Source organism: Marinoscillum pacificum, from assembly GCF_024714495.1.
Taxonomy (GTDB): Bacteria; Bacteroidota; Bacteroidia; order Cytophagales; family Cyclobacteriaceae; genus Marinoscillum; species Marinoscillum pacificum.
Window position 1 is genome coordinate 59319 of the sequence record NZ_JAMZMJ010000007.1, and the last position, 22279, is coordinate 81597.

A 22279-nucleotide genomic window follows, 5' to 3' on the forward strand; every position below is an offset into this window, starting at 1 on the left:
ACAACTCGGGTTTATATCTCCTGTTGAAGCACTCTATTCTTTTGAGGGGTGTGACCCACTAATAGTGCGATTATAGAGCTGCGAGATTTCATCAATCACCGTTTTAGGGTCTTTTTCCCAGACTTTGTGATCCGTGTTTTTTGTGGTTATATATTTGTGAAATGGAAGTTGGCCAAGGTTCTTCAGACATTCTTTCCATAGGAGAATGTCCTCCTCTGTTTCTCCAATATGAGGATTAGGTTTGTAATGCTCTGCAGCAATTACAGTCAGGGGAATTGAGTCTGGAAAATTTCTTTTGGACATGATTGCTGCTATGTCTGGAAACTTGTCCAAAACATGAAAAAGTCCTGGTTTGTATTGCTTAATCATTGACCAGTTTTCATCAGAAATAGAAGTGTAGACTCTATTTGCGTACTCTTTAGTTAGCTGACAAGGTGTTGATACATCAATAAAAACACCTCCGATTATTCTGTCTGAAATTCTTCGTGCAAATTCGGTAGCATAAATACCGCCAAATGAATGCGCTACCAAAAAGATGGGGTCATCGAAACCGAGACTTTTGAGGGCCATATTGAGATCATTGATTTCCTGCTTGAATGAAATATTGGAGGTGTCTATCTCGCTTCTGCCCAAACCAGCTCGATCATAAGTGATAAGGGTTGCTCCTGTAGCGTCATAAATAGGTGGCAAGATGTTTTCCCAGACACTTCCACTGTCTCCATTTCCTGACTCAAAAAGAATAGGAGGGTTATTTCCTTTGATGATTTTAAAAGCCAAACGATGGTTACCTACATTGACCAAAGTATCCGTGACTTGAGAACTCGCTTCCCCACTTATGAATGTCATAAAGATTAGAAGACTCTTAAAGTAATTGAGCATGAGCGAGTTTTTAGGTAGACGCTCAGCTAAGTTGTTTGTTACAAATAGGTCTTAATTTCCCAAAAGTTTGAGTGGGTCGCTCAGACTTAAAAGAATGGATGACTTAGAGTGTTAATTGACTCCATTAGATTAGATATCTGTCTATTATGTCTGCCTATAATTTTTCTTTGGATAAATCATTGATGTTTGATAAACCTAATAGTTCAGTAGAGAGATTGTCTCGAGTTGCACCGGGTAGAATGAATTCGTTATAGTGCATTTTTATTATTCTTTTGTCTTCTCTAGTGAGGCTGCCATTGTAAGAATTAGGGAATTTATAAAAGATACTGTATTCATTTTCTATTTCTCCAAGAAGTCCAAGTGATTTCAATAAGCCTGATTTTAACCTGAATATACCTTCTTGCATATTATTGATTTTTGAAGGTACGATACAGAAACTTGCTGATGTTAAAGAATAATCCTTATTCCATTTTCTACTGCTCCAATTATTGAATTTAATGTCGGCATTCACTGGAATTAAAGTATTTGCCAATTTTCCGTATTCCATTAGATCTCCGAAGAATATTAGAATATCATAATCATTTTGATTTGTCTCCATAATTCGGATTTCAATTAATTGGCTTAATTCAATTATGAATTTGTTCCATGACTTCTCCTTCAAATATTCTCGTTTGCCGACTATTTTATACTTAATGACTTCTTTATCAATAGGCCATTTTATTAAGGGTTGATAGTTTTCTTGAACTTTCCAAAATGCTGCATTAATGTAGTTGTCAACGTATTTTATGGCATTTTTATCTTGGCCTTTAATTGATAAAACGAAGATTAGAAGAGAGATAGATAAAATTAGTTTCATTGGCTTATAGTGGTGTTTTATTATGGCATTATTTCTAATAACGGATTATTTATTCCAAAATAACGGATTTTGAAAAAAACCTCAAATAATAGATCCTGTACTTGTTAAAAACCAACCCCGAAGCTCCATCCTTCCAATCAACACTCCCACCAGATGCGGAGGAGGCGCCAGACCCGCTAGGGCCGGTCTGGCGCAACGATTTGTGGGGCTGGGCGTCCCAAAAAGAGGATAAACACTGACTCTTGCATGTTTCTGGTCTCCGCACATGTGCGGAAGCCCCAAAACTGGAGATTTCACCCTTCTGCAGCTTGCAGAAGGTCTAAACATGTATGTTTCAAGGTCTACACACCTGCGGAATGCCCAAACTTCTGCGTTTGTGCCTTCTACAGGCTTTCCGAAGCCTCAAACATCCAGACTTCACTTTTAGCACCTAACCGCTCATGTCTTACGTCTCCCTTGGTTTTGACCAAAGTCATTACCACCTATGACTGAGGTTATTCGCTGAGTCCATAGACTTTTTCAGCTTTGTTTAGACGTCTTGTCCAATGGGATTCATTAACTTAATGTCACAACAACCCGAAAAATGGACCAACTATCAACAGCTCTTACACTACTGGGCATCGGTATGATTACCGTTTTTGTCGTTCTCCTACTGGTAGTACTCACAGGAAATCTTCTGATTCGCATTGTCAACAATCTAAGTTCGGATGAGGGCACTCCCCCGTCTGGCAAGGATGATCCTGGCGTGATTGCTGCCATTACTGCAGCTGTGGAAATAGTTACCCAGGGACAGGGTCGGATTACTAAAATTGAACCAAAAAATTAAAAAGTCATGGGTAAGGAAATCGGCTTAAGTCTTGTATATCGTGACATGTGGCAATCTTCAGGTAAATACATGCCTCGAGTAGATCAGCTAGTTCGTGTGGCTGAACCCATCATAGATATGGGGTGCTTCAAACGCGTAGAAACCAACGGTGGTGGTTTCGAACAAATCAATTTGCTCTACGGAGAGAACCCCAACAAAGCAGTAAGAGCCTGGACGCAGCCTTTCAACGATGTAGGCATCCAAACACACATGCTGGAGCGTGGTTTGAATGGATTGCGCATGTATCCGGTGCCTCGCGATGTGCGCAAGCTAATGTTTGCCTTGAAGAAAAAGCAAGGAACGGACATTGCCCGCTCGTTTGATGGACTCAATGACATTAAAAACCTCAAACTCTCCATTGACTATGCGAAGGAGGGTGGCATGATTGCTCAAACGTGTTTGTGTATTACGCACTCGGAGCTGCATACCGTAGATTATTACCTCAAAATGGCTGAAGAGCTCATTGGCATGGGTGCCGAGGAGATCTGTATCAAAGATATGGCTGGTATTGGACGCCCAGCCTCCATGGGTAAGCTAGTGGCAGGCATCAAGGCGATCAACAAAGACATTCCGGTGACTTATCACGGTCATGCTGGGCCAGGGTTCTCTGTGACATCAAGTTTGGAAGCGGCTAGAAATGGTGCTGACTTCATAGATGTGGCGATGGAGCCACTTTCATATGGTACAGCGCATGCGGATTTGATCACGGTGCATGAAATGCTCAAAGATGCAGGGTTTAGCTTGCCAGACATCAATATGAAGGCCTACATGCAGGTGCGTTCGCTCACTCAAGAGTTTATCGATGACTTTTTGGGCTACTACATCAGTCCTAAAAACCGGATGATGAATGCCTTATTGATCGGTCCGGGTTTACCGGGAGGTATGATGGGCTCGTTGATGGCCGATTTGGAGAACAACCTGAAGAGTCTGAACAAGTACAAAGAGAAAAACAATCAACCTCAAATCACGCAGGATGACTTGTTGATTAAGCTTTTTGATGAGGTGCAGGAAATCTGGCCGAAAATGGGATATCCGCCACTGGTAACACCATATAGCCAGTATGTGAAAAATGCGGCGTTGGTGAACGTGATGCAGATGGAAAAAGGCAAGGAACGCTGGTCGTTGCTGGATGACAATACCTGGGACATGCTGCTAGGTAAGTCTGGAAATGTACCAGGTGAAGTGGCCGAGGAATTGAAGAAACTAGCTGCGGAACAAGGCCGAGAGTTCTTTACAGGTGATCCACAAGACTTGCAGCCGGATGCACTGGATGAATTCCGTGGTAAAATGAAAGAAAATGGATGGGATACTGGAGAGGATGACGAAGAGTTGTTCGAGTATGCCATGCACCCACAACAATATGAAGCTTACAAATCAGGCAAAGCTAAGGCGGACTTTGAAGCAGATATCGCTAAGCGAAAAGCTCCTGAAGTAGCAGAAACACCTATCGCTCCTGTGGCAGCTGCCCCTGCTGCTGTTGCACAGCCAAAAGATATGGACATCACTGTCAATGGTCAGGTTTATAAAGTATCTGTGAGCTACGGTGAGTCTACAACATCTGCTAAGGAAGAGATGAAAGAAGCCACTCCACAGCCACAAGTTCATCTCAATGGATCAGCCAAATCCATTACCGCTCCACTAGAAGGGAAGATCTATCTGACGAAGGAGGCGGGTGAGAAGCCACTGAAGATTGGCGATATGGTGAAAAAAGGAGATATCGTCTGTTACATTGAAGCCATGAAGGTGACCAATGCCGTAAAAGCCGACCAGGAAGGTACGGTAGTGGACGTGCTGGTGGCTGAGGGTGACGATGTATTTGATGATGATGTGCTATTCAAATTGAATTAAGCTGATGGATCTTTTTGAGAAACTGTACCGGATGACAGCCATCCAGGACATCATCGATCACCCACAGATTTTGTTGATGCTCCTGATTGCTTTCTTCCTGCTTTATCTGGGAATAAAGAAACAATACGAACCGCTGTTGTTAGTGCCAATTGCCTTTGGGATGTTGATTGCCAACTTCCCTGGTGGACAAATGGGCGTGGTGAAAATAGATGAGAGCCTGACACTGTACCAGATTGCCAAAGAGCATGGCATCATGAACTTTGTCTATTATTCACTCATCAAAACGGGATTCTTACCACCGATTATATTCCTTGGAGTTGGAGCATTGACGGACTTTGGTCCAATGCTGAGAAACTTGCGGTTGGCCTTTTTTGGTGCAGCCGCTCAGATCGGGATTTTCACGGTGTTGATTTCGGCAGTAGCTTTTGGGTTTGACTTGAAGGAGGCTGCTTCTCTTGGAATCATCGGTGGAGCAGATGGCCCAACGGCGATTTATACCACGATTAAGTTGGCACCACATTTACTCGGTCCAATTGCCATTGCGGCGTATTCCTACATGGCTTTGGTTCCGGTGATCATTCCTTTGGTAGTGCGTTTTACTACCACTAAGAAAGAGTTGCTGATCAATATGAAGCAGCAAGACAAGCTGTTCCCATCCAAGCGACCAATTAAGAACCTACAGACATTAAAGATCATCTTTCCGATTGCAGTGGGAACGATTGTCGCCTTGTTGGTTCCTTCGTCTGTGCCTTTGATCGGTTTACTGATGTTTGGTAACCTGATCAAAGAGATTGGGGCTACTACGGGTAGACTGTACAAAGCAGCTTCGGATACCATACTGAATGCCGCTACTATTTTCTTAGGTTTAGCTGTTGGTGCCACCATGACAACCAAGGCCTTTCTGAATATGGAAACTATATTGATCATCGTTGGTGGATTCATCGCGTTTGCGATATCCATTGCTGGAGGAATCATGTCGGTGAAAGTGTATAACCTCTTTGCGAAGAAGAAAATTAATCCACTCATAGGAGCCACTGGACTTAGTGCAGTACCAATGGCATCCCGAGTGGCAAACGACATAGCTTTAAAACATGACCCCAGCAATCACTTATTGCAATATGCCATGGCCAGTAATATCTCTGGAGTGATCGGCTCAGCCGTAGCTGCTGGAGTTTTGATTAGCTTTTTGGCTGGGTAAATGCGTTTTTAATAGTCAGGCTAAAAGCCTTCAGATACTTGTCCCTCGGCACAGCCGAGGGACTGGTTAAGTCGAATCGATTTTATCTAGTCAAACATTCTGATTAATAAAATTCATAATTGTAATGAATAGAGTATTCCGCATCGCCATAGACATTAAATATCTCCGTACGTTCTTTCAAGCCACTGTCTGTGTAATAGTACTTTCTAGTGTTGTAAACTTTCCCATTTAGAGCATAAGTAGAGGCAACTAAACGTGAACCTTCATATTCAAATTCGTAGCTTACCTTTTTATCAGAGACTTTGGTAAGAAGATTCCCGGTGTATTCGAAGTTAAATAGTTGGTCGTTGTAGATTTCTTGCTTATATCCTTTGACTTCTGGTTTTCCATTGACCTTTTCTATAATTGGTCGATCCATTTCTACAAACCTTCGGTAATCGGTTAGTTGATTGCCGTCATAATCAAACTCCTCATAAAATGAATTGTCACTGGTAATATAGGGTTTTGGTGTTTTGTTTTCTTCTGAGACTATTTTGGATGGTAATCTCTGATCTTTCCATGTCACTGTAGTTGAAAAACCTTCATCTTCAACACTTTTAAATGTCGGGTGATTTTTCTCTACTACTTCCGCATATTTTGCTGGCCAGTCATTTCCATATAAGAAGTTATACTCAGCAATGCTTAGGCTAAGTCCATCAAGTACTACAGGAACTGCATTGGCATCTGTTTGCCCCCAAAAGCTGACTTTAACAGGTTGTTCTAAATTGTAAGGATAGGTCATGTGCTGAATCACTTCATCCAAAGATCCATCAGGTAAGAAGTTAGCAACCGCCACAGTCTTCATGTCTTTGATTTCGGTATCGTTTTGATGACTCACAAATGTTGTGGTTATTGACTTGATAGGTTGTCCAGTGTAAGGAACAGCACTTATGCTATTAGAGCCCTCCACATCGCAACTTGCCACCCACACAGCCAACATGATAAATGGAATCATGTAAATCAATGATCTCAGGCGCTGCTGCACGGGATTTTGCATTTGGAGAATACGTTTCTTGGTGTTATGATAGCTGAAGTTGTTAAGTACGGACATTCCATGAGATAAATGCCGTGTAGAAAGTGCGACTAGCAAATTCGCATAGTTTTTCATTCCTATTGAGGACGTGATATCCTGGTCTACTTCATATTCATTGTTGATCTTAATCTGATTTTTGATGATCCAGAAGATGGGGTTGTACCAAAACAATGCTGTAATCACTTCAGACAATAAGATGTCAATGCTGTGCATTTTGCGAACATGTGCTTGCTCATGTGCCAGCACAGAATCATATTCAGCTGATCCATCAAGGCTTTTAGATATCAAGATGAAGTTAAGAAATGAAGCTCCTGTGAATCCCGGTTTGTCAATGAAGTATACTTGATGCTCATCATTCCAGATGGCAGATTTTACCAGTGATCTCAGCGAAAGCAATGAGATAATTAGTTTGCTCACTAGTATTAGTGTAACGATCAAATAAATGATCAACCCAAAATTGACCTGGTTTGAAGAGTCAGAAGATATGACCTCTTGAGTTGGCTCATTCATGGGTTTAGAAGTAGCATTCAGAGTTGCTTTATCATTGTCAACAGGAGTTGTAGGTTCTGCAGCAACTTTTGGTTCAATTGCTTCTGGTCTATTATTAAATAGTTTAGAGACCTTCGAAGAAGTAGGTATCCAGGTAGATGAATGCACTGTATAGTTGCCAATGCTGGCTAGTATTGGTGCTATCAGGCAGGCTAGAAGAACAAATCTTCTCACTTTCGGCTGCAAGTGCTGTCTAATAAGGAGGAATCCCAGGAAGAGTGTGCCGGATGATAATCCAACTTCGAGTAAATAGGCTGTGAGTTTATCCATTGTCTTTATCGTTAATCATTGCTTTTAGTTCTTTAATCTCCTCTTTGCTGAGTTCGTCACTCTTGATCATGTAAGACATGACCTGAGAGAAGGAACCATCAAAGTATTCTTTGATCATGCTGGTCATTAGGAATTTGCTGTACTCGAGTCGAGTAACTGTAGGAAAGTATTCATGAGTCTTTCCATAGGCTTTATGGCCGATCATTCCCTTGGTCTCAAGAATTCTAATAATGGAAGACACGGTGTTGTAGGGAGGCTTTGGTTCAGGTAACTCTCTTATCACATCCTTGACAAATGCTTTTTTGAGTTTCCAGAGCTGCTGCATAATTGGCTCTTCGGCTTTGGTGAGTTTTTCCATAGCCTAAATGTATAACGGATAAATCAGTTATACAACTAACAAATTAGTTAACTTTCTTTTTACCTTAGAATGAGCCTCTTAGACCAAAAGAGATGTTGGTTGTTTGTGGATGAATCGTAACACTGTTGAATTCGAAATTGTAATTTTCAACTCGGTAACCATCAATATTTATAGGTGTAAACCATGAATGTTGAAGTGATAATCTGAATGAGAAATTTTTGGTCATATAGTGATCAATAGATCCAATTAATCCAAGGCCAACGGAATTAGATTTCTGTGTATTAGTAGATTCTTCATACACTTCACTCTCATAAACCGAAAATTTGCTTTCCAATTTATTTGGCATCAATGAGAGATTGGCTCCTACATTAAACTGAAAACTATCACTTATTCCTTGCTGGAAACTACTGAATTTGCGAAGCACTTGAATACTATGAACAAAATAGCCAAGATCATATTCCGCGTTGACGTATTGCTCTGGTTGTAATTCGTAATATCCATATTCATAGCTTCTAACCGGCGATTGGAAAAGATAACCGACTTCCCAATCCAAATGAGGGCAATAGGCAAACCCAATCTGACCTTGAAGTCGTTCAGAATCATCATAAAAATCATTGCCATTCGGAAGATGCTTCTGTATAGCTGAGTGTATGTTACTCCATGTGGTTCCGAATTGAAGTGCACTGATATGATAGACCGGACTGTAACCTAGCTGTAGCTGTTTTGGGTTAATTTCCTCTGAAAAAGTAAGTTCATTAATTTGTGTAATGCCTGTAGGAGTTCTTATAAACTCATTCTGATTTCTAAAAAACTTGCTCAATCTGGATTGCCATAGTTGCGAAATGTCCTGCTGGTGGGACAAATCCAATTTTATTTTAGGAGTCGTGCTCACCAATCCTGAAATAAGACTGGCCGGCGCTACAATAAATATATTGCCTAAAAAAACATAAAAGACAGGCCCTAAGAAATCGTCAGTTTGAAGTGCAGTAACTAATACTGCTGTTTCACTCAAGGCAAATGCTTTGAAGAAGCTATCACGGAATGTGCCTTTTTGGAGAATGGCGATACGATCGACAATGGGAATGGCTATTGCTGTGTCTTTTTGATAGTCAATTGAAAACAAATAAAGAGAATCTGTAGTAGCCCCAGATAAGTAACCACTTATATCACCTTCTTTAGTCTTTATAAGCGTTTTAAGTACTTTTCTGTCGGACCTGAATTGTCCAAATGAATACTGATGCATCAGCAATACAAAGCCTAGGGCAATAAATAGTGTTTTCATTGGAGTGAATGGAGTTTGGATAGTAATATGAAATTACGAAATACGCCAAACAACTGATGAGTTGCTTGCTATAATTTAAGTGTTAGCTAAAGTTCAGAATCTGAGTGCTTTTCAAACAAATAGCACGGCAAACATCTTTTATAGAAGTCACTACATTTTTTAAACTATGGAAAAAGTCATCGCTATTGTGGGCATGGGAGGAGGCATTAGCTATGCTGTTGCTCTGCGTTTTGGGAGAGCTGGATACAAGATCGGAATGATTGCCAGAAACGAGGAAAAGCTTAAAGTCTTCAAAGAGATGCTGTTTAAAGACGGTATTCCCAGTGAATACTACACAGCAGATGTGTCTGTTCAGAGTCAGCTGACCAATGCATTTCGTGATTTGAAATCAGATATGGGTGATCCCGAAGTGCTTCACTACAATGCGGCGAAGATCAAAAACAAACATATATTGAAAGAAAGCATTGCTTCTATAGCGGCAGACATCAAGGTGAACGTAGGTGGAGCATTGCACTCCGTGAAGCAAGTGGTTCGGCCAATGAAGAAAGCCAACAAAGGCACTATTTTGATAACAGGAGGAGGGCTGTCCCAAGACCCTCATCCAAATTATGGTTCCTTATCTATAGGCAAAGCAGCGGTGCTTAATCTGGCTCAGCAGCTTGGCAAGGAGCTAGCGGACACCAATATTAAAGTAGGTACCGTGGTAGTCAATGGATACGTACAGGCCAAAGACTTGAAATACAACCCTACCATGATTGCTGACGAATTTTGGAAGATTCATACGGATCCTTACAAAGATTTTAGCTTGGTGGAGTATTAGGGGAAATACAAAAAAAGCGACTCGTTAAAGTCGCTTTTCATATTTTTAGAAGTTCAGAAATCTACAGTCCGAAAGCTGCTTTTACTTGATCTACATAGTCCAGCTTTTCCCAGGTAAATGTCTCGAAAGTCATTTCTTTCGTTTCCCCTTCACCATTGGTGAATGATCTTGTTACCGTTTCTGGAGTTCTACCCATGTGACCATATGCAGCAGCATCCAGGTACATTGGGTTTCTAAGTTTCAATCTTGTTTCGATACCATAAGGAGTCATGTCAAAGATCTCTTGTACTTTCTTAGCGATCTCACCATTGGTCATATCCACATTCGCAGTGCCGTAAGTGTCTATGAAAATACCCATTGGTTCTACCACACCAATGGCGTAAGAAACCTGCACTAACACTTCTTTACAAAGTCCAGCAGCTACTAAGTTTTTAGCAATGTGACGTGTAGCGTAAGCCGCAGATCTGTCCACTTTAGATGGATCTTTACCAGAGAAAGCTCCACCACCGTGAGCACCCTTACCTCCGTAAGTATCCACAATAATTTTTCTACCGGTCAATCCAGCATCTCCGTGAGGTCCACCAATAACAAACTTACCTGTTGGGTTGATGTGGTATTTAATATCGTCGTTGAAAAGCTTCTGAATATCTTCTCCCAGCTGAGCCTTTACTCTTGGGATTAGAATATTGATTATGTCAGACTTGATTTTAGCCAACATTGTAGCTTCTTCATCAAAATCATCGTGCTGGGTAGAAACAACAATCGCATCAATTCTGATTGGCTGATTGTCGTCAGAGTATTCAATAGTAACCTGAGCTTTTGCATCAGGTCTTAAGTATTCTATCTCTTTACCTTCTCTTCTTAAAGCAGCGAGTTCTAACAATATTCTATGCGAAATGTCTAGAGCCAAAGGCATGTAGTTAGCTGTCTCATCTGTAGCATAACCAAACATCATACCTTGATCACCAGCGCCTTGAAGTTTAGGATCTACTTTATCTACACCCTGATTGATGTCAGGAGATTGCTCATGAATAGATGAAAGAATGCCACAAGAGTTAGCCTCAAACATGTATTCAGACTTAGTGTAACCAATTTTCTTGATCACATCACGTGCTAGCTGCTGTACATCTAAGTATGTTTTGGATTTTACTTCACCTGCAAGTACCACCTGACCAGTTGTTACAAGAGTCTCACACGCTACCTTAGACTGAGGGTCAAATGCCAGGAAGTGATCTACCAATGCATCTGATATCTGATCCGCAATTTTATCTGGGTGTCCTTCTGAGACTGATTCTGAAGTAAATAGATATGACATACTTTATAGTTATTTAGGGCTGCAAATTTATGATTTTCGGTGAATTCTGTACACTTTTTATGTGAATTGACCAATACAATACACGGTTGGTATTTTGTGTAAATCTACCTTTTCTTTCTTCCACTGAGAGATAGGCAAGGTTTTGATGAATTCTTGACTACCAAAAATATCTGAACTAACACTGAGCAAAGTGTTCCCAGAAAGGTTTTTAGTGAGGTCATCCATTAACTGGTTGTTCCTAAAGGGTGTCTCCATGAACACTTGTGTATAACTGCTTGATCTAAGGTCTAGCTCTAACTTCTTAATGGATTTTGCTCTGTCTGCTTTTTGAATAGGTAAGTATCCATGAAAGGTGAACTGCTGTCCACTGAATCCGGATCCAATAACCGCAGTTTGTATGGATGATGGTCCAGGCAAAGGAAATACTCGCATGTTATTTTGATGTGCAAACGCAACTGCCAAACTACCTGGATCTGCAAGTCCTGGGAGTCCAGCTTCAGAAATCACACCAACATCATGTCCCTGGTTGAGCCAATTCATTCTTGCACTGACTTCCGCAGGAGAAGATTTTTTATCTAAGACTTCAAACTTCAGTTCAGAAATATCTAGTCCAAGTTTTAGACTGCTGATAAACCTTCTAGCGGTACGTACATTCTCCACCAGGTAGTGCTGAGTGTTCTTCACCACATCAAGAACCATAGGAGCCAAAAAGCTAGCCTCATTTGATTCTGATAGGTAGGTAGGAATTAGAAATAGAGATCCTTTACTCATGATAAGAAATCAATCACCAATTCAAAAAGCTCTTTAGGTTTCTCGGCGTGCACCCAGTGACCTGCATCATCGATCATTTCTATTTTAGCTTCTGGGAAATGGCTTGATATTAAAGAGTAATCTTCTTCTTTAATGTAATTGCTCTTCTTACCACCAATGAAAAGTGTGGGTTTTTCATAAACAGCATTGTCAGCAATGCCACTTCCTACCTGATCGATATTGGCTTCTATTGCAGCTAGGTTTAATTTCCATTCGAAGTTGTTGTCAGAATCTCTTCCCAGGTTTTTAAGAATGAATTGACGTACACCAAATTCCGTAATGACCTTGGCCATTTGATCATCGGCTTCTTTTCGAGATTGAAGTGTTGCCAAATTGATCGAATGAAACCCTTCAAAGATCTGCTGATGATGTGGAGGATAATACTTCGGAGCAATGTCTACAACAATTAGTTTGTCTACTTTATCTGGATTCATGGTTGCGAAATGCATCGCAGTTTTGCCTCCCATAGAGTGACCAACCAAATAAATTGATTCTAGTCCCTCATCTTCCATCAATTCTAAAAGATCATCGGTCATCACTTGATAGTTCATCTCATCACTATGAGGTGAATTGCCATGATTTCTTAGGTCTATGAGATAAGTAGTGAAGTGTTCACTAAAACCTTTGCCAAGTGTTTGCCAATTGTCAGAAGAACCGAATACGCCATGTAGAACAAATAATGGGTGTCCAGATCCGTATTTTCTAAAGTTTAATTTCATGTAGTTAGTGTTCTTGCAGCTGTCTTAAATACATCTGGATGGTGTTTTCTAATCCATAATAGAGCGCATCACAGATCAATGCATGCCCTATAGAGACTTCATCCAGATATGGAATGTTTTCTTTGAGGTATTTAAGGTTGTTCAGATCCAAATCGTGTCCTGCATTTAAACCAAGTCCGATTTCTTTGGCTCTTTTAGCAGCGGCTACATATGAAGCTGTTGCTTTTACTTTATCTTCCGAAAATCCGCTCGCGTATGGCTCTGTATACAGTTCTATTCTATGTGCTCCTATTTTAGAGGCGCCCTCTACCATTTTAATGTCCGGATCTACAAAAACAGATGTTCTAACCCCCCATTCATTGATGGTTTTAATTATGTCAGACAGCTTAGATTCATTAGTAACTGTGTCCCATCCTGCACATGATGTTAACACATCTGGGCCATCAGGGACGAGTGTTGCCTGGGCAGGACGAACCTTTTCAATGATTTCCATGAAGCGATCATCTGGGTATCCCTCAATATTGAATTCTGTTGTTACCACATCCTTTAACTCCATCACATCTTTATAAGTAATGTGTCTTTCATCAGGTCTGGGGTGAACAGTTATTCCTTGTGCTCCGAATCTTTCACAGTCAATTGCCGTTTGCACTACATTGGGATTATTCCCCCCTCGAGCGTTGCGCAACGTTGCAATTTTGTTGATGTTTACGCTAAGTTTGGTCATGAATGATCAACGTTATTTCAAAGCAAATTTGTTCAGAAAAAATAGATTATGAGTTTAAAAACTAAAATAGAAGCAGAAATCAAGCAAGCGATGTTGAATAAGCAAAAGGAGCGATTGACTCCATTAAGAGCTATCAAATCGTTGATTTTATTGGCTGAGACAGAAAAAGGAGGAGGCGATGGACTTTCTGAAGATGCAGAATTGAAGTTATTAACCAAAGCAGCTAAACAAAGAAAAGATTCTTTAGAAATATTTAAAGAGCAAGGAAGAGATGACCTGGCCGCAAAAGAACAAAGTGAGCTAGAAGTAATTGAAGAGTTCTTACCAAAACAACTTACTGAAGAAGAATTGGAGGCTGAGTTAAAAGCTATCATTGCTGAAGTTGGAGCTTCTGGCCCACAGGATATGGGTAAAGTGATGGGCGCTTCTACTAAAAAGCTGGCAGGTAAAGCAGATGGAAAGGCGATCTCTGCAAAGGTTAAAGAGCTACTGAATCAATAAGAACTGCGGGTGAATTATTTAGATATATTTTTCATAGTAATCTTCATTATTGGTGCAATAAAAGGGTACATGAAAGGGCTAGTAGTAGAGATCTTCTCTTTTCTAGCTTTTTTCGTTGGTCTCTTTGCTGCTATCAAGCTAACGATACCGGTTGCCAATCATTTTTTCAATTCGAGTGATTATTTCCAGGCCATCACAATTGCCGTATTTATAGGCTTATTCGTTATCGTTATATTAATTATTAACCTGATTGCTAAAGCTCTCAAAAAGGTCTTGGACCTGACTTTTTTAGGGTTGTTTGATAATATCATTGGAGCGATTGCCGGTATTTTCAAGTGGGCGTTTATCATTAGCGTATTCTTTTGGGTGTTTGACTCCATCGGTCTTAGACTTACTGGAGAACAATCTGATGGCTCATTGATTTATCCTTTTATTAAGAATCTTGGTCCGGCAACATTCGAGTTGGTTTCCAGAATGCTCCCGTTTCTTCAGGATATGATAGATTCGCTGAAAAATATTGGTGATAAACACAAAGAAGTGTACACATAATTGTGTTTTCTTTTGTTAATTTAAGATAGATGCAAATAAAAGAACATAAAGGATTCAGTTATATAGATGAAGGTGAAGGAGAAGTATTGCTTTTACTTCATGGCTTGTTTGGTGCTTTAAGTAACTGGGAAAGTGTGGTTAATAAGTTTTCTCAGAAATACAGAGTGATCATCCCCCTTTTACCGATTTACACAATGCCAGTGAAAACAGCTGGATTGGATTCGCTCAATAAATTCACAGAAGAGTTTGTTGAAGCAATGTCATTGGACAATGTGAATATTATTGGTAATAGTCTTGGTGGACATGTTGGCTTGATTTTTACGCTAGCAAATCCTGAAAAAGTAAACACTCTGATTCTTACAGGTAGCTCAGGGCTATTTGAAAATGCAATGGGAGGCTCTTTCCCAAGAAGAGGCTCGTATGATTACATTCAGGAGCGTGTGGCCTACACATTCTATGATCCAGCTACCGCCACTAAGGATTTGGTGGACGAAGTTTTTGAGACAACAAAGAGTATCCCAAAAGCTTTGCGTATTGTAGCAATAGCTAAATCTGCACAGCGGAATAACATGGCTGATGATATTCCGAATATCAAGGTGCCAACTTTGTTGATATGGGGATTGAATGATACAATTACTCCTCCTTACGTAGCTCATGAGTTTGATCGATTGATACCTAATACGACCTTAAGGTTCATTGACAAATGCTGTCATGCGCCGATGATGGAACGTCCAGAAGAATTTAACGTTATATTAGAAGAGTTTCTTGAAAAAGAGTTAGTATGAACGCCAAAGATCTGATCAACTATATGATTCCGCCATTGAAGCCTCAGGATAAAATATCCAAGGCAAAGCTATGGATGGATGAGTTGCGTTTGTCAGAGCTTCCTGTTGTGGAAGATGGTCGGTTCATTGGCATAATAGATGAAGAATTACTTCTCAATGAGGAACTTCAATATCCAAATGTTGGAGATTATCCATTGGTAGGACAAAGTTGTGTGGTACAAGCCGGGCATCACTATTATGAAGTACTCAAAGTTTCAGGAGTTGAAGGTTTCAGAATTGTGGCTGTTGTAGATAGTCTAAACCAATATTTAGGCGTAGTATCAATCGAAGATGTGGTTGAGGCGTTTGCGAAAAACTCATCAGTCAGCACTCCGGGTGCGATCATTGGGATTAAGTTGAAATATCACGATTATTCACTTTCAGAAATCAGTAGAATAATTGAAGCCAATGAGGCGAAGATTTTGAGTAGTTACTTAAGTCCGCATGCAGATGATCCAGATAATCTTCATCTTACGCTTAAAATAAATAAGGAAGAAATCACACACATCATTGCCTCTCTAGAACAAAGTGGTTTCTTTGTGGAGAATTCATACAATGTGGTTGACTCTAGCTTCGATGAGAAAGAACGCATTGATATTTTAATGAAGTATCTTAAACTCTAGAGATAATGGGCAAAATTGCCTTTCATGGGAGACGAATCTCTCCTGATTCCATCAAATACGTTGAAGACATCATTTCCATTGTTCAGGCTAATGGTAGAGAAATATATGTCAGTCCCGGAATTTCTGGAATCGATGTAGATAAAGATCTATTCTCAGACTTCCCCAAGTATGAACCAAGGAAAAACATGGAGCAATTTGAGGCTGTGTTTAGTTTGGGCGGAGATGGGACTTTATTGGAGACGTTAACACATGTCGGGTCTTCAGAAGTGCCGATTCTTGGAATAAACCTGGGTAGACTAGGTTTCTTAGCGGTCATTTCCAGAGAAAATATAGCAGATGCTCTGACGTCTTATTTTCAAGGTGAATATACTTATGAAGAGCGTTCTTTATTACAACTAACGACTGATTCTGGACTCTTTGGTGAAGAAAGCTATGCGCTAAACGAGTTTGCTATTTTAAGAAAGGACACTTCTTCCATGATAACAGTGAATAGTTATCTTGATGGTGAATTTCTCAATACTTACTGGGTGGATGGTTTAATGGTAGCGACCCCTACAGGATCAACTGGTTATTCATTGAGTTGTGGAGGGCCAATTATAATCCCAGACACCAAAAACTTCATCATTACTCCCATCAGCCCACATAACTTAAATGTGCGTCCTTTGATTATTTCAGAGAACAGTTCTTTGATGTTTAGAGTGGAGTCTCGCAATCAATCTTATCAAGTTTCTTTGGATTCTAGATCCGAAGCGGTCTCTGATTCCGTAGATTTTCATGTGAAGAAAGCACCGTTTTCGTCGAAATTGATCAAAATTAAGGGCACATCCTTTCTAGATACCCTTCGAAATAAATTAACTTGGGGCCTTGACAAACGAAATTAGGTTTATTAATTACTGATTTGGTTTATCTTTGCACACTATTGCGCGCATATTTATGAGGTTAAAAGTATTATTACCGTCTATTATTCTTCTTTTGAGCATCGGTCTAACTGATGCCAACGCTCAGCTATTTGGCAACAAATACAAGAGAAGACATAAGAACAAAAGAATATCCAACTATACCAATAGGGGAGCAGGTCGATTTAGGCCATACAATTTCGCATCATTTAATATAAACGCTCTCAACTATTATGGAGATTTAGCTCCAGTTAATAGAGCAGCTAGTACAGATGTGTCCTTTACTAGACCGGGTTTTGGAGGCGAAATTGGGGCACGATTTCATCAACGAATAGCTGTAAGGGCAGGCTTCAATTATGGGCGAATAAAAGGGGATGATATTACTTCTGATCCAAATGATCCTGAATCTGCTCCACGCTACACAAGAAATTTAAGTTTTAGGAATGATATCAAAGAACTTCATGTTGGTTTTGAGTTCTTTTTACTGCCAACATGGGGAGGTCCTAATGTCCGACCTGACTTTAATGTTTATTTGATGGCAGGTTTAGCAGTTTTCCATCATGAGCCAAAGGGTCTTGTTCCTGATTTTGATTACACGACTGGAGGTGCTAACAGCACAATTGAAGCTCCAAGTGCTGGTGAATGGGTTCGATTGAGAAAATTAGGAACAGAAGGGCAATTTGTTGATGGATCAGACGTTAGATCATACAGTCCATTTCAATTGTCAATTCCAGTTGCTTTGGGTGTCAGAATGAGATTGCCAGGCCCGTTCAGTGCTAGTCTGGAAATGGGATATAGATACTTATTTACTGATTATATAGATGATGTAAGTGGTGGATATGTGCCTTACTGGGCTTTTAGTGATCCATTGGCAAGAATTATGTCAGATAGAAGTGCCGAGCCAACAGCTTATTGGGCAGGTGAAGACAGAAACGTTACGGTTATCGGTGGTCTTATGAGCGATGGTAACAGGTACTATTCTGCAGGTGGTGAATATGGTATTGGAGGGGGATTGCATGAGGGTGAAGAGCAAGCCATTCGAGGTAATCCTAAAGATAAAGACATGATTTTTTCGACTACCCTAAAGTTGACAATGATACTTGGACAAGTAAGAAAGTCAGCTAAATTCAGATAGTCGTTTGAAATCAAGTGTATTATTAATTTCTGTTTTATTGAGCTTTACTGCTCATTCACAATTTGTAGAATTTGGTGGAGGAGTAGGAGCTTCGCATTATACAGGTGACATAGTACACTACCCACATCTTTCCATGACTAAGCCTGGTGTCACAGGCTTGTTGCGTTTAAATTTTTCTAATATCGTTAGTCTTAAAACGGCCATCACATATATGGGTGTTTCGGCGAGTGATGATAAGTATTTTGATGCACTGGGAAGAGAACGCCAACATAATTTTAATCATCAGATACTAGAACTGAGTTCTGTATTTGAATATCATTTCCTACCATATAGATCTGATAAATCTAGAATTCCATGGGCACCATACGCTTTGTTAGGAATTGGGTTTGCAAACATTATGGGTGTAGAGCCAACTTATGAAGACTTTAATAAACTTCAAGTTGTTATTCCGATGGGTGGCGGCATAAAGTACGAACTAACCAAGCAACTCACCTTGGGTATTGAGGCAAGTGCCAGAAAAACGTTTTTTGATTATTTAGATGGAATTTCAGATGGTGATGTTTCATTTAAGAATAACTATCAATTTGGAAATCCAAATGACAAAGACTGGTATTTCTACACAGGAATAAATTTGACTTTTGTTCTATACAAGATACCATGTCCATATCCTTATGTCCCAAATAGGGCTATACTTTCACGCATCCGAGCGAACTAGTCGTTAAAAAATGTTTAATAATTCCGCGTTAGTAAAAAAAAACACAACTTTGTGGTCTTTCGTATTTTTGGCGTAGTAGGGAATGAAGGAGCAAATCAATTCAAACAATTTACCAAAGCACATTGCCGTAATTATGGACGGTAATGGCCGTTGGGCTAAGCAAAAGGGTGCTGCAAGGATCTTTGGTCACAAAAATGCTATTAAAGCAGTACGTGAGGTTACCGAAGGATGTGCAGAATTGGGCGTTGATTGTCTTACATTATATGCCTTCAGTACAGAGAATTGGGCACGACCAAAAGCAGAGGTCTCTGGGCTAATGAGTTTATTAGTAGCCACAATTAAAGATGAGCTTCCTACGTTACAAAAAAATAATATCAGTTTGCATTCTATTGGTGATAGATCGGAGTTACCAAAAGAGACACGTGCTAAACTAGAAAGTGCAATTCAAGAAACTTCTACCAATACTGGTTTGAAACTAATCTTGGCTTTGAATTACAGTGGGAAATGGGATTTGACTCAAGCTACCAAAGCTATTGCAGATGATGTGAAAGCAGGTACTATCAATCCTGAGGATATTGATCAAAGTGTGATTGCGGGATATCTTTCTACCGCTGGTTTTCATGATCCCGAATTATTGATCAGAACTAGTGGTGAAATGCGAATAAGCAATTTCTTACTGTGGCAGATGGCATATACAGAGATGTTTTTTACACCTGTATTGTGGCCTGACTTTAGAAGGGAGCACCTATTTGAGGCCATTCTAGCCTATCAGGGAAGGGAAAGAAGATTTGGGAAAATAAGCGAACAGGTTAATCTGTGAAAATGATCAAAAACTTATTACTAGCAATTTGTTTGTTGGTTGTGGTGGAAAATGCTACTGCGCAAATTGTATTTGGTAAAAATAGACAGACCTCCAATAGTGGCGGGAGTACTATCAACTATTCGAGTCCAAAAGAGTATGAAATAGCAGATATTGAGGTTTCTGGAGTAGAGTTTTTAGATAACACTGCGCTGATTTCTTTGTCTGGATTAAGAGTAGGTGACAAGATTAAGATTCCTGGAGATGATATTTCTAATGCCATAAATAAGCTTTGGAAGCAGGGTATTATCGGAAATGTATCCATCGTGGCTACGAAAATTGAGATGGATAAAATTTGGTTGAAAATAGAGTTAAGTGAAAGGCCTCGATTAACCAATTACGAATTTGAAGGAATTAATAAAAGCCAGGTTGCAGAGGTTAAAGACCAAATTGAGCTTGTTAGAGGTAAGATCCTCACTGATGTCGTTATTAAAAATACCAAACTAGCTGTTACCCGTTATTTACAGGGAAAAGGATACCTGAATGCTGAGGTAGATATTATTCAAAAGAAAGACACCATAAGAGGAAATAGCGTTAGTATAATTATTGATGTAGAGAAGAATCGCAAAGTAAAAATCAAAAACATCAATTTTTATGGTGATACTATTTTTGCTTCAACACGTCTAAGAGGAAAGCTTAAAAAAACAGGTGAACTTCCTAATTTTCATTTACCTAAAGACCTGCTAGAGAAAACGGTTAATTTATTAAACCCAGTTAACTTATATCACTTTGCTACGCATAGAGAAAAGAAGTCTTTCAACGACCTAAAGGATTATTTTGGTGAGGTGGCTAACGTGAATGTCTTCAAGTCTTCTAAGTATGTAAAAAGTGATTATACTGAAGACAAGTCGATGCTTATTGGCTTCTATAATGCTAAAGGTTATCGAGATGCTGAGATTATTAGGGATTCTATTTATACGATTAATAATAAACATCTCAATATTGATATATACGTAGATCCAGGGAAGAAATATTACTTCAGAGATATTATTTGGACTGGTAACTTTATTTACGATTCTGAGACACTTGATAAGGTTTTAGGTATCGAAAAAGGGGATGTATATGATTTGGATCTTGTCAATAAGAAACTTAATTACAACCCTACCGGCACTGACATCAGTTCATTATATATGGATGATGGTTATTTGTTCTTCAGAGTAACCCCAGTTGAAACTGCCATTTTTGAAGATTCGATTGATGTAGAAATGCGGATGTATGAAGGTCCACAGGCTACTATCAATGAAATCATTATCAGTGGTAACGACAAAACAAATGACCATGTAATTCGAAGGGAAATTCGAACACTACCAGGTCAAAAGTTCAATAGAACATTGCTTATTCGTACTCAAAGAGAACTTGCTCAGTTAGGTTATTTCGATCCAGAGCAGGTTAATCCAGTACCAACTCCAAATCCTGCTAATGAAACAGTAGATATTGAGTGGCAACTAGTCGAACGCCCTAATGATCAAATTCAACTTTCAGGTGGTTGGGGTGGAAACTTTGGCTTCATTGGTACTCTTGGGTTAAGTTTCAATAACTTCTCAGTTAGGAATATACCTCACTTCGACAAATGGAGGCCGTTGCCGATGGGTGATGGACAAAAGTTCTCTGTACAAATGCAAGCTAATGGAGTGAGATATCAGAGTTATTCTGTGAGCTTCAGTGAGCCATGGTTAGGAGGAAGAAATCCGAATAACTTTGGAGTTAGTTTCAATCACTCTGTTCAGCGAAACGTGAGTTTAAGAAATAGAAATGATGTTTACAGTAAACTTCAGCTAACTGGAGCGACAATATCATTAGGAAGAAGATTGAAATGGCCTGACGATTATTTCCAATTGTCAAACTCGATCTCTATGCAGAAGTATAATGTTCAAGGGCAGGCATATACTCAGTTTTACAGAATTGCAGGAGATGCATATAGTTTTACTTTCAACAATACAATAGCCAGAAGCTCCGTAGATCAGCCAATGTATCCACGAGGTGGTTCATCTATTTCTGTAAGTTCTTCGTTCACCCCTCCATACTCATTACTTAATAATCGTGATTATAGTGAAGAGGGAAATGATAACTTTAAGTTCTTAGAATATCACAAATGGAACGTTGATTTTAGATATTATTTAAAATTGGCAGGAGATTTGGTACTAGCTCCTAGAGCCCACTTCGGATTCCTGGGATCGTACTCTGATAAAGTTGGAGTTGGACCATTTGAGCGTTTCACTCTCGGTGGTGATGGTCTTACAGGACAGAACTTCGTACTAGGTACGGATGTGATCGGATTGAGAGGGTATGAAAATAGAGCTCTGAATGGTGACGATAATGAAGGTGGTACTGCCTTTACTAAGTTTGTAATGGAATTGAGATATCCAGTTTCATTAAACCCATCAGCCACTATTTACGGGTTAGTGTTCTTTGAAGGAGGTAATAACTGGAGTGATATCCAACAATTTAATCCATACAATCTATACAGATCTATGGGTGCCGGCGTTAGAATATTTATGCCAGCATTTGGTTTATTAGGATTAGATTGGGGATATGGATTGGATCCGCTTCCGGGATCAACGGAAGTAAGCGGACCACAATTCCATTTCTCTATAGGTCAACAAATTAGATAG

At 39.7% G+C, this 22279-nt stretch carries 22 protein-coding genes; 13 read left to right on the top strand and 9 right to left on the bottom strand.

Features of this window, described 5'->3' with window-relative positions:
* Positions 1-33: 33 nt before the first annotated feature.
* Positions 34-846 (bottom strand): alpha/beta hydrolase, encoded by an 813-nt coding sequence (locus tag NXS00_RS16540; RefSeq protein WP_258100359.1) that lies wholly within the window; start codon positions 844-846, stop codon positions 34-36.
* A gap of 187 nt (positions 847-1033) precedes the next feature.
* Entirely contained in the window at positions 1034-1735 is a 702-nt protein-coding gene (locus tag NXS00_RS16545) for a hypothetical protein (RefSeq protein WP_258100360.1), read from the bottom strand.
* A 583-nt stretch (positions 1736-2318) separates the two neighbouring features.
* Between NXS00_RS16545 and NXS00_RS16550 the strand changes: the two genes are divergently transcribed.
* The 3 genes from NXS00_RS16550 to NXS00_RS16560 are packed head-to-tail and all read left to right on the top strand — an operon-like array spanning position 2319 to position 5646.
* Positions 2319-2561 carry a hypothetical protein gene (locus NXS00_RS16550; protein ID WP_258100361.1) on the top strand — a complete coding sequence of 81 codons (243 nt, stop codon included), beginning with the start codon at positions 2319-2321 and terminating at the stop codon, positions 2559-2561.
* Between the two features lie 6 nt (positions 2562-2567).
* Positions 2568-4448: a biotin/lipoyl-containing protein gene (locus NXS00_RS16555; protein ID WP_258100362.1), complete on the top strand. Its 1881-nt coding sequence runs from the start codon at positions 2568-2570 to the stop codon at positions 4446-4448.
* Between the two features lie 4 nt (positions 4449-4452).
* Positions 4453-5646 carry a sodium ion-translocating decarboxylase subunit beta gene (locus NXS00_RS16560; protein ID WP_258100363.1) on the top strand — a complete coding sequence of 398 codons (1194 nt, stop codon included), beginning with the start codon at positions 4453-4455 and terminating at the stop codon, positions 5644-5646.
* A 103-nt stretch (positions 5647-5749) separates the two neighbouring features.
* Here the strand turns inward: NXS00_RS16560 and NXS00_RS16565 are convergent, their stop codons facing one another.
* From NXS00_RS16565 to NXS00_RS16575, 3 genes are all read right to left on the bottom strand, one after another.
* Positions 5750-7537 (bottom strand): M56 family metallopeptidase, encoded by a 1788-nt coding sequence (locus tag NXS00_RS16565; protein WP_258100364.1) that lies wholly within the window; start codon positions 7535-7537, stop codon positions 5750-5752.
* The gene (locus NXS00_RS16570) at positions 7530-7895 is read right to left on the bottom strand and encodes a BlaI/MecI/CopY family transcriptional regulator (RefSeq protein WP_258100365.1); all 366 of its coding nucleotides are present in this window, start codon (positions 7893-7895) and stop codon (positions 7530-7532) included. Before NXS00_RS16570 ends, NXS00_RS16565 begins: the two co-directional genes overlap by 8 nt.
* Before the next feature lie 64 nt (positions 7896-7959).
* Entirely contained in the window at positions 7960-9177 is a 1218-nt protein-coding gene (locus NXS00_RS16575) for a hypothetical protein (protein WP_258100366.1), read from the bottom strand.
* A gap of 166 nt (positions 9178-9343) precedes the next feature.
* Between NXS00_RS16575 and NXS00_RS16580 the strand changes: the two genes are divergently transcribed.
* Positions 9344-9997 carry an SDR family NAD(P)-dependent oxidoreductase gene (locus NXS00_RS16580; protein ID WP_258100367.1) on the top strand — a complete coding sequence of 218 codons (654 nt, stop codon included), beginning with the start codon at positions 9344-9346 and terminating at the stop codon, positions 9995-9997.
* 61 nt (positions 9998-10058) lie between these two features.
* Here NXS00_RS16580 and metK read toward each other — a convergent pair whose 3' ends face one another.
* From metK to NXS00_RS16600, 4 genes are read right to left on the bottom strand one after another with little or no spacing between them, the layout of a single operon-like run.
* The gene (metK, locus tag NXS00_RS16585) at positions 10059-11312 is read right to left on the bottom strand and encodes a methionine adenosyltransferase (protein WP_258100368.1); all 1254 of its coding nucleotides are present in this window, start codon (positions 11310-11312) and stop codon (positions 10059-10061) included.
* Between the two features lie 57 nt (positions 11313-11369).
* The gene (locus NXS00_RS16590) at positions 11370-12083 is read right to left on the bottom strand and encodes an SAM-dependent methyltransferase (RefSeq protein WP_258100369.1); all 714 of its coding nucleotides are present in this window, start codon (positions 12081-12083) and stop codon (positions 11370-11372) included.
* A complete protein-coding gene (locus NXS00_RS16595; protein WP_258100370.1) occupies positions 12080-12841 on the bottom strand; it encodes an alpha/beta fold hydrolase in 762 nt (253 codons plus the stop codon). Before NXS00_RS16595 ends, NXS00_RS16590 begins: the two co-directional genes overlap by 4 nt.
* 4 nt (positions 12842-12845) lie before the next feature.
* Positions 12846-13565, bottom strand: coding sequence for a pyridoxine 5'-phosphate synthase (locus tag NXS00_RS16600; protein WP_258100371.1), 720 nt, complete (start codon positions 13563-13565; stop codon positions 12846-12848).
* A gap of 48 nt (positions 13566-13613) precedes the next feature.
* Between NXS00_RS16600 and NXS00_RS16605 the strand changes: the two genes are divergently transcribed.
* The 9 genes from NXS00_RS16605 to NXS00_RS16645 all read left to right on the top strand — a co-directional run bounded on the left by NXS00_RS16605 (position 13614) and on the right by NXS00_RS16645 (position 22279).
* The gene (locus NXS00_RS16605; protein ID WP_258100372.1) at positions 13614-14066 is read left to right on the top strand and encodes a GatB/YqeY domain-containing protein; all 453 of its coding nucleotides are present in this window, start codon (positions 13614-13616) and stop codon (positions 14064-14066) included.
* Between the two features lie 9 nt (positions 14067-14075).
* Positions 14076-14615: a CvpA family protein gene (locus tag NXS00_RS16610; RefSeq protein ID WP_258100373.1), complete on the top strand. Its 540-nt coding sequence runs from the start codon at positions 14076-14078 to the stop codon at positions 14613-14615.
* Between the two features lie 29 nt (positions 14616-14644).
* Complete coding sequence (locus NXS00_RS16615) at positions 14645-15400, top strand: alpha/beta fold hydrolase (protein ID WP_258100374.1); 756 nt, start codon at positions 14645-14647, stop codon at positions 15398-15400.
* On the top strand, positions 15397-16062 hold the full coding sequence (locus NXS00_RS16620) for a CBS domain-containing protein (protein WP_258100375.1): 666 nt from the start codon (positions 15397-15399) through the stop codon (positions 16060-16062). Before NXS00_RS16615 ends, NXS00_RS16620 begins: the two co-directional genes overlap by 4 nt.
* 5 nt (positions 16063-16067) lie before the next feature.
* Complete coding sequence (locus NXS00_RS16625) at positions 16068-16943, top strand: NAD kinase (protein WP_258100376.1); 876 nt, start codon at positions 16068-16070, stop codon at positions 16941-16943.
* 52 nt (positions 16944-16995) lie between these two features.
* Positions 16996-18093: a DUF6089 family protein gene (locus NXS00_RS16630; RefSeq protein ID WP_258100377.1), complete on the top strand. Its 1098-nt coding sequence runs from the start codon at positions 16996-16998 to the stop codon at positions 18091-18093.
* A gap of 4 nt (positions 18094-18097) precedes the next feature.
* Positions 18098-18808 (top strand): type IX secretion system protein PorG, encoded by a 711-nt coding sequence (gene porG / locus NXS00_RS16635; RefSeq protein WP_258100378.1) that lies wholly within the window; start codon positions 18098-18100, stop codon positions 18806-18808.
* A gap of 82 nt (positions 18809-18890) precedes the next feature.
* Complete coding sequence (gene uppS, locus NXS00_RS16640) at positions 18891-19628, top strand: undecaprenyl pyrophosphate synthase (RefSeq protein ID WP_258100379.1); 738 nt, start codon at positions 18891-18893, stop codon at positions 19626-19628.
* Between the two features lie 2 nt (positions 19629-19630).
* Positions 19631-22279 (top strand): BamA/OMP85 family outer membrane protein, encoded by a 2649-nt coding sequence (locus NXS00_RS16645; RefSeq protein WP_258100380.1) that lies wholly within the window; start codon positions 19631-19633, stop codon positions 22277-22279.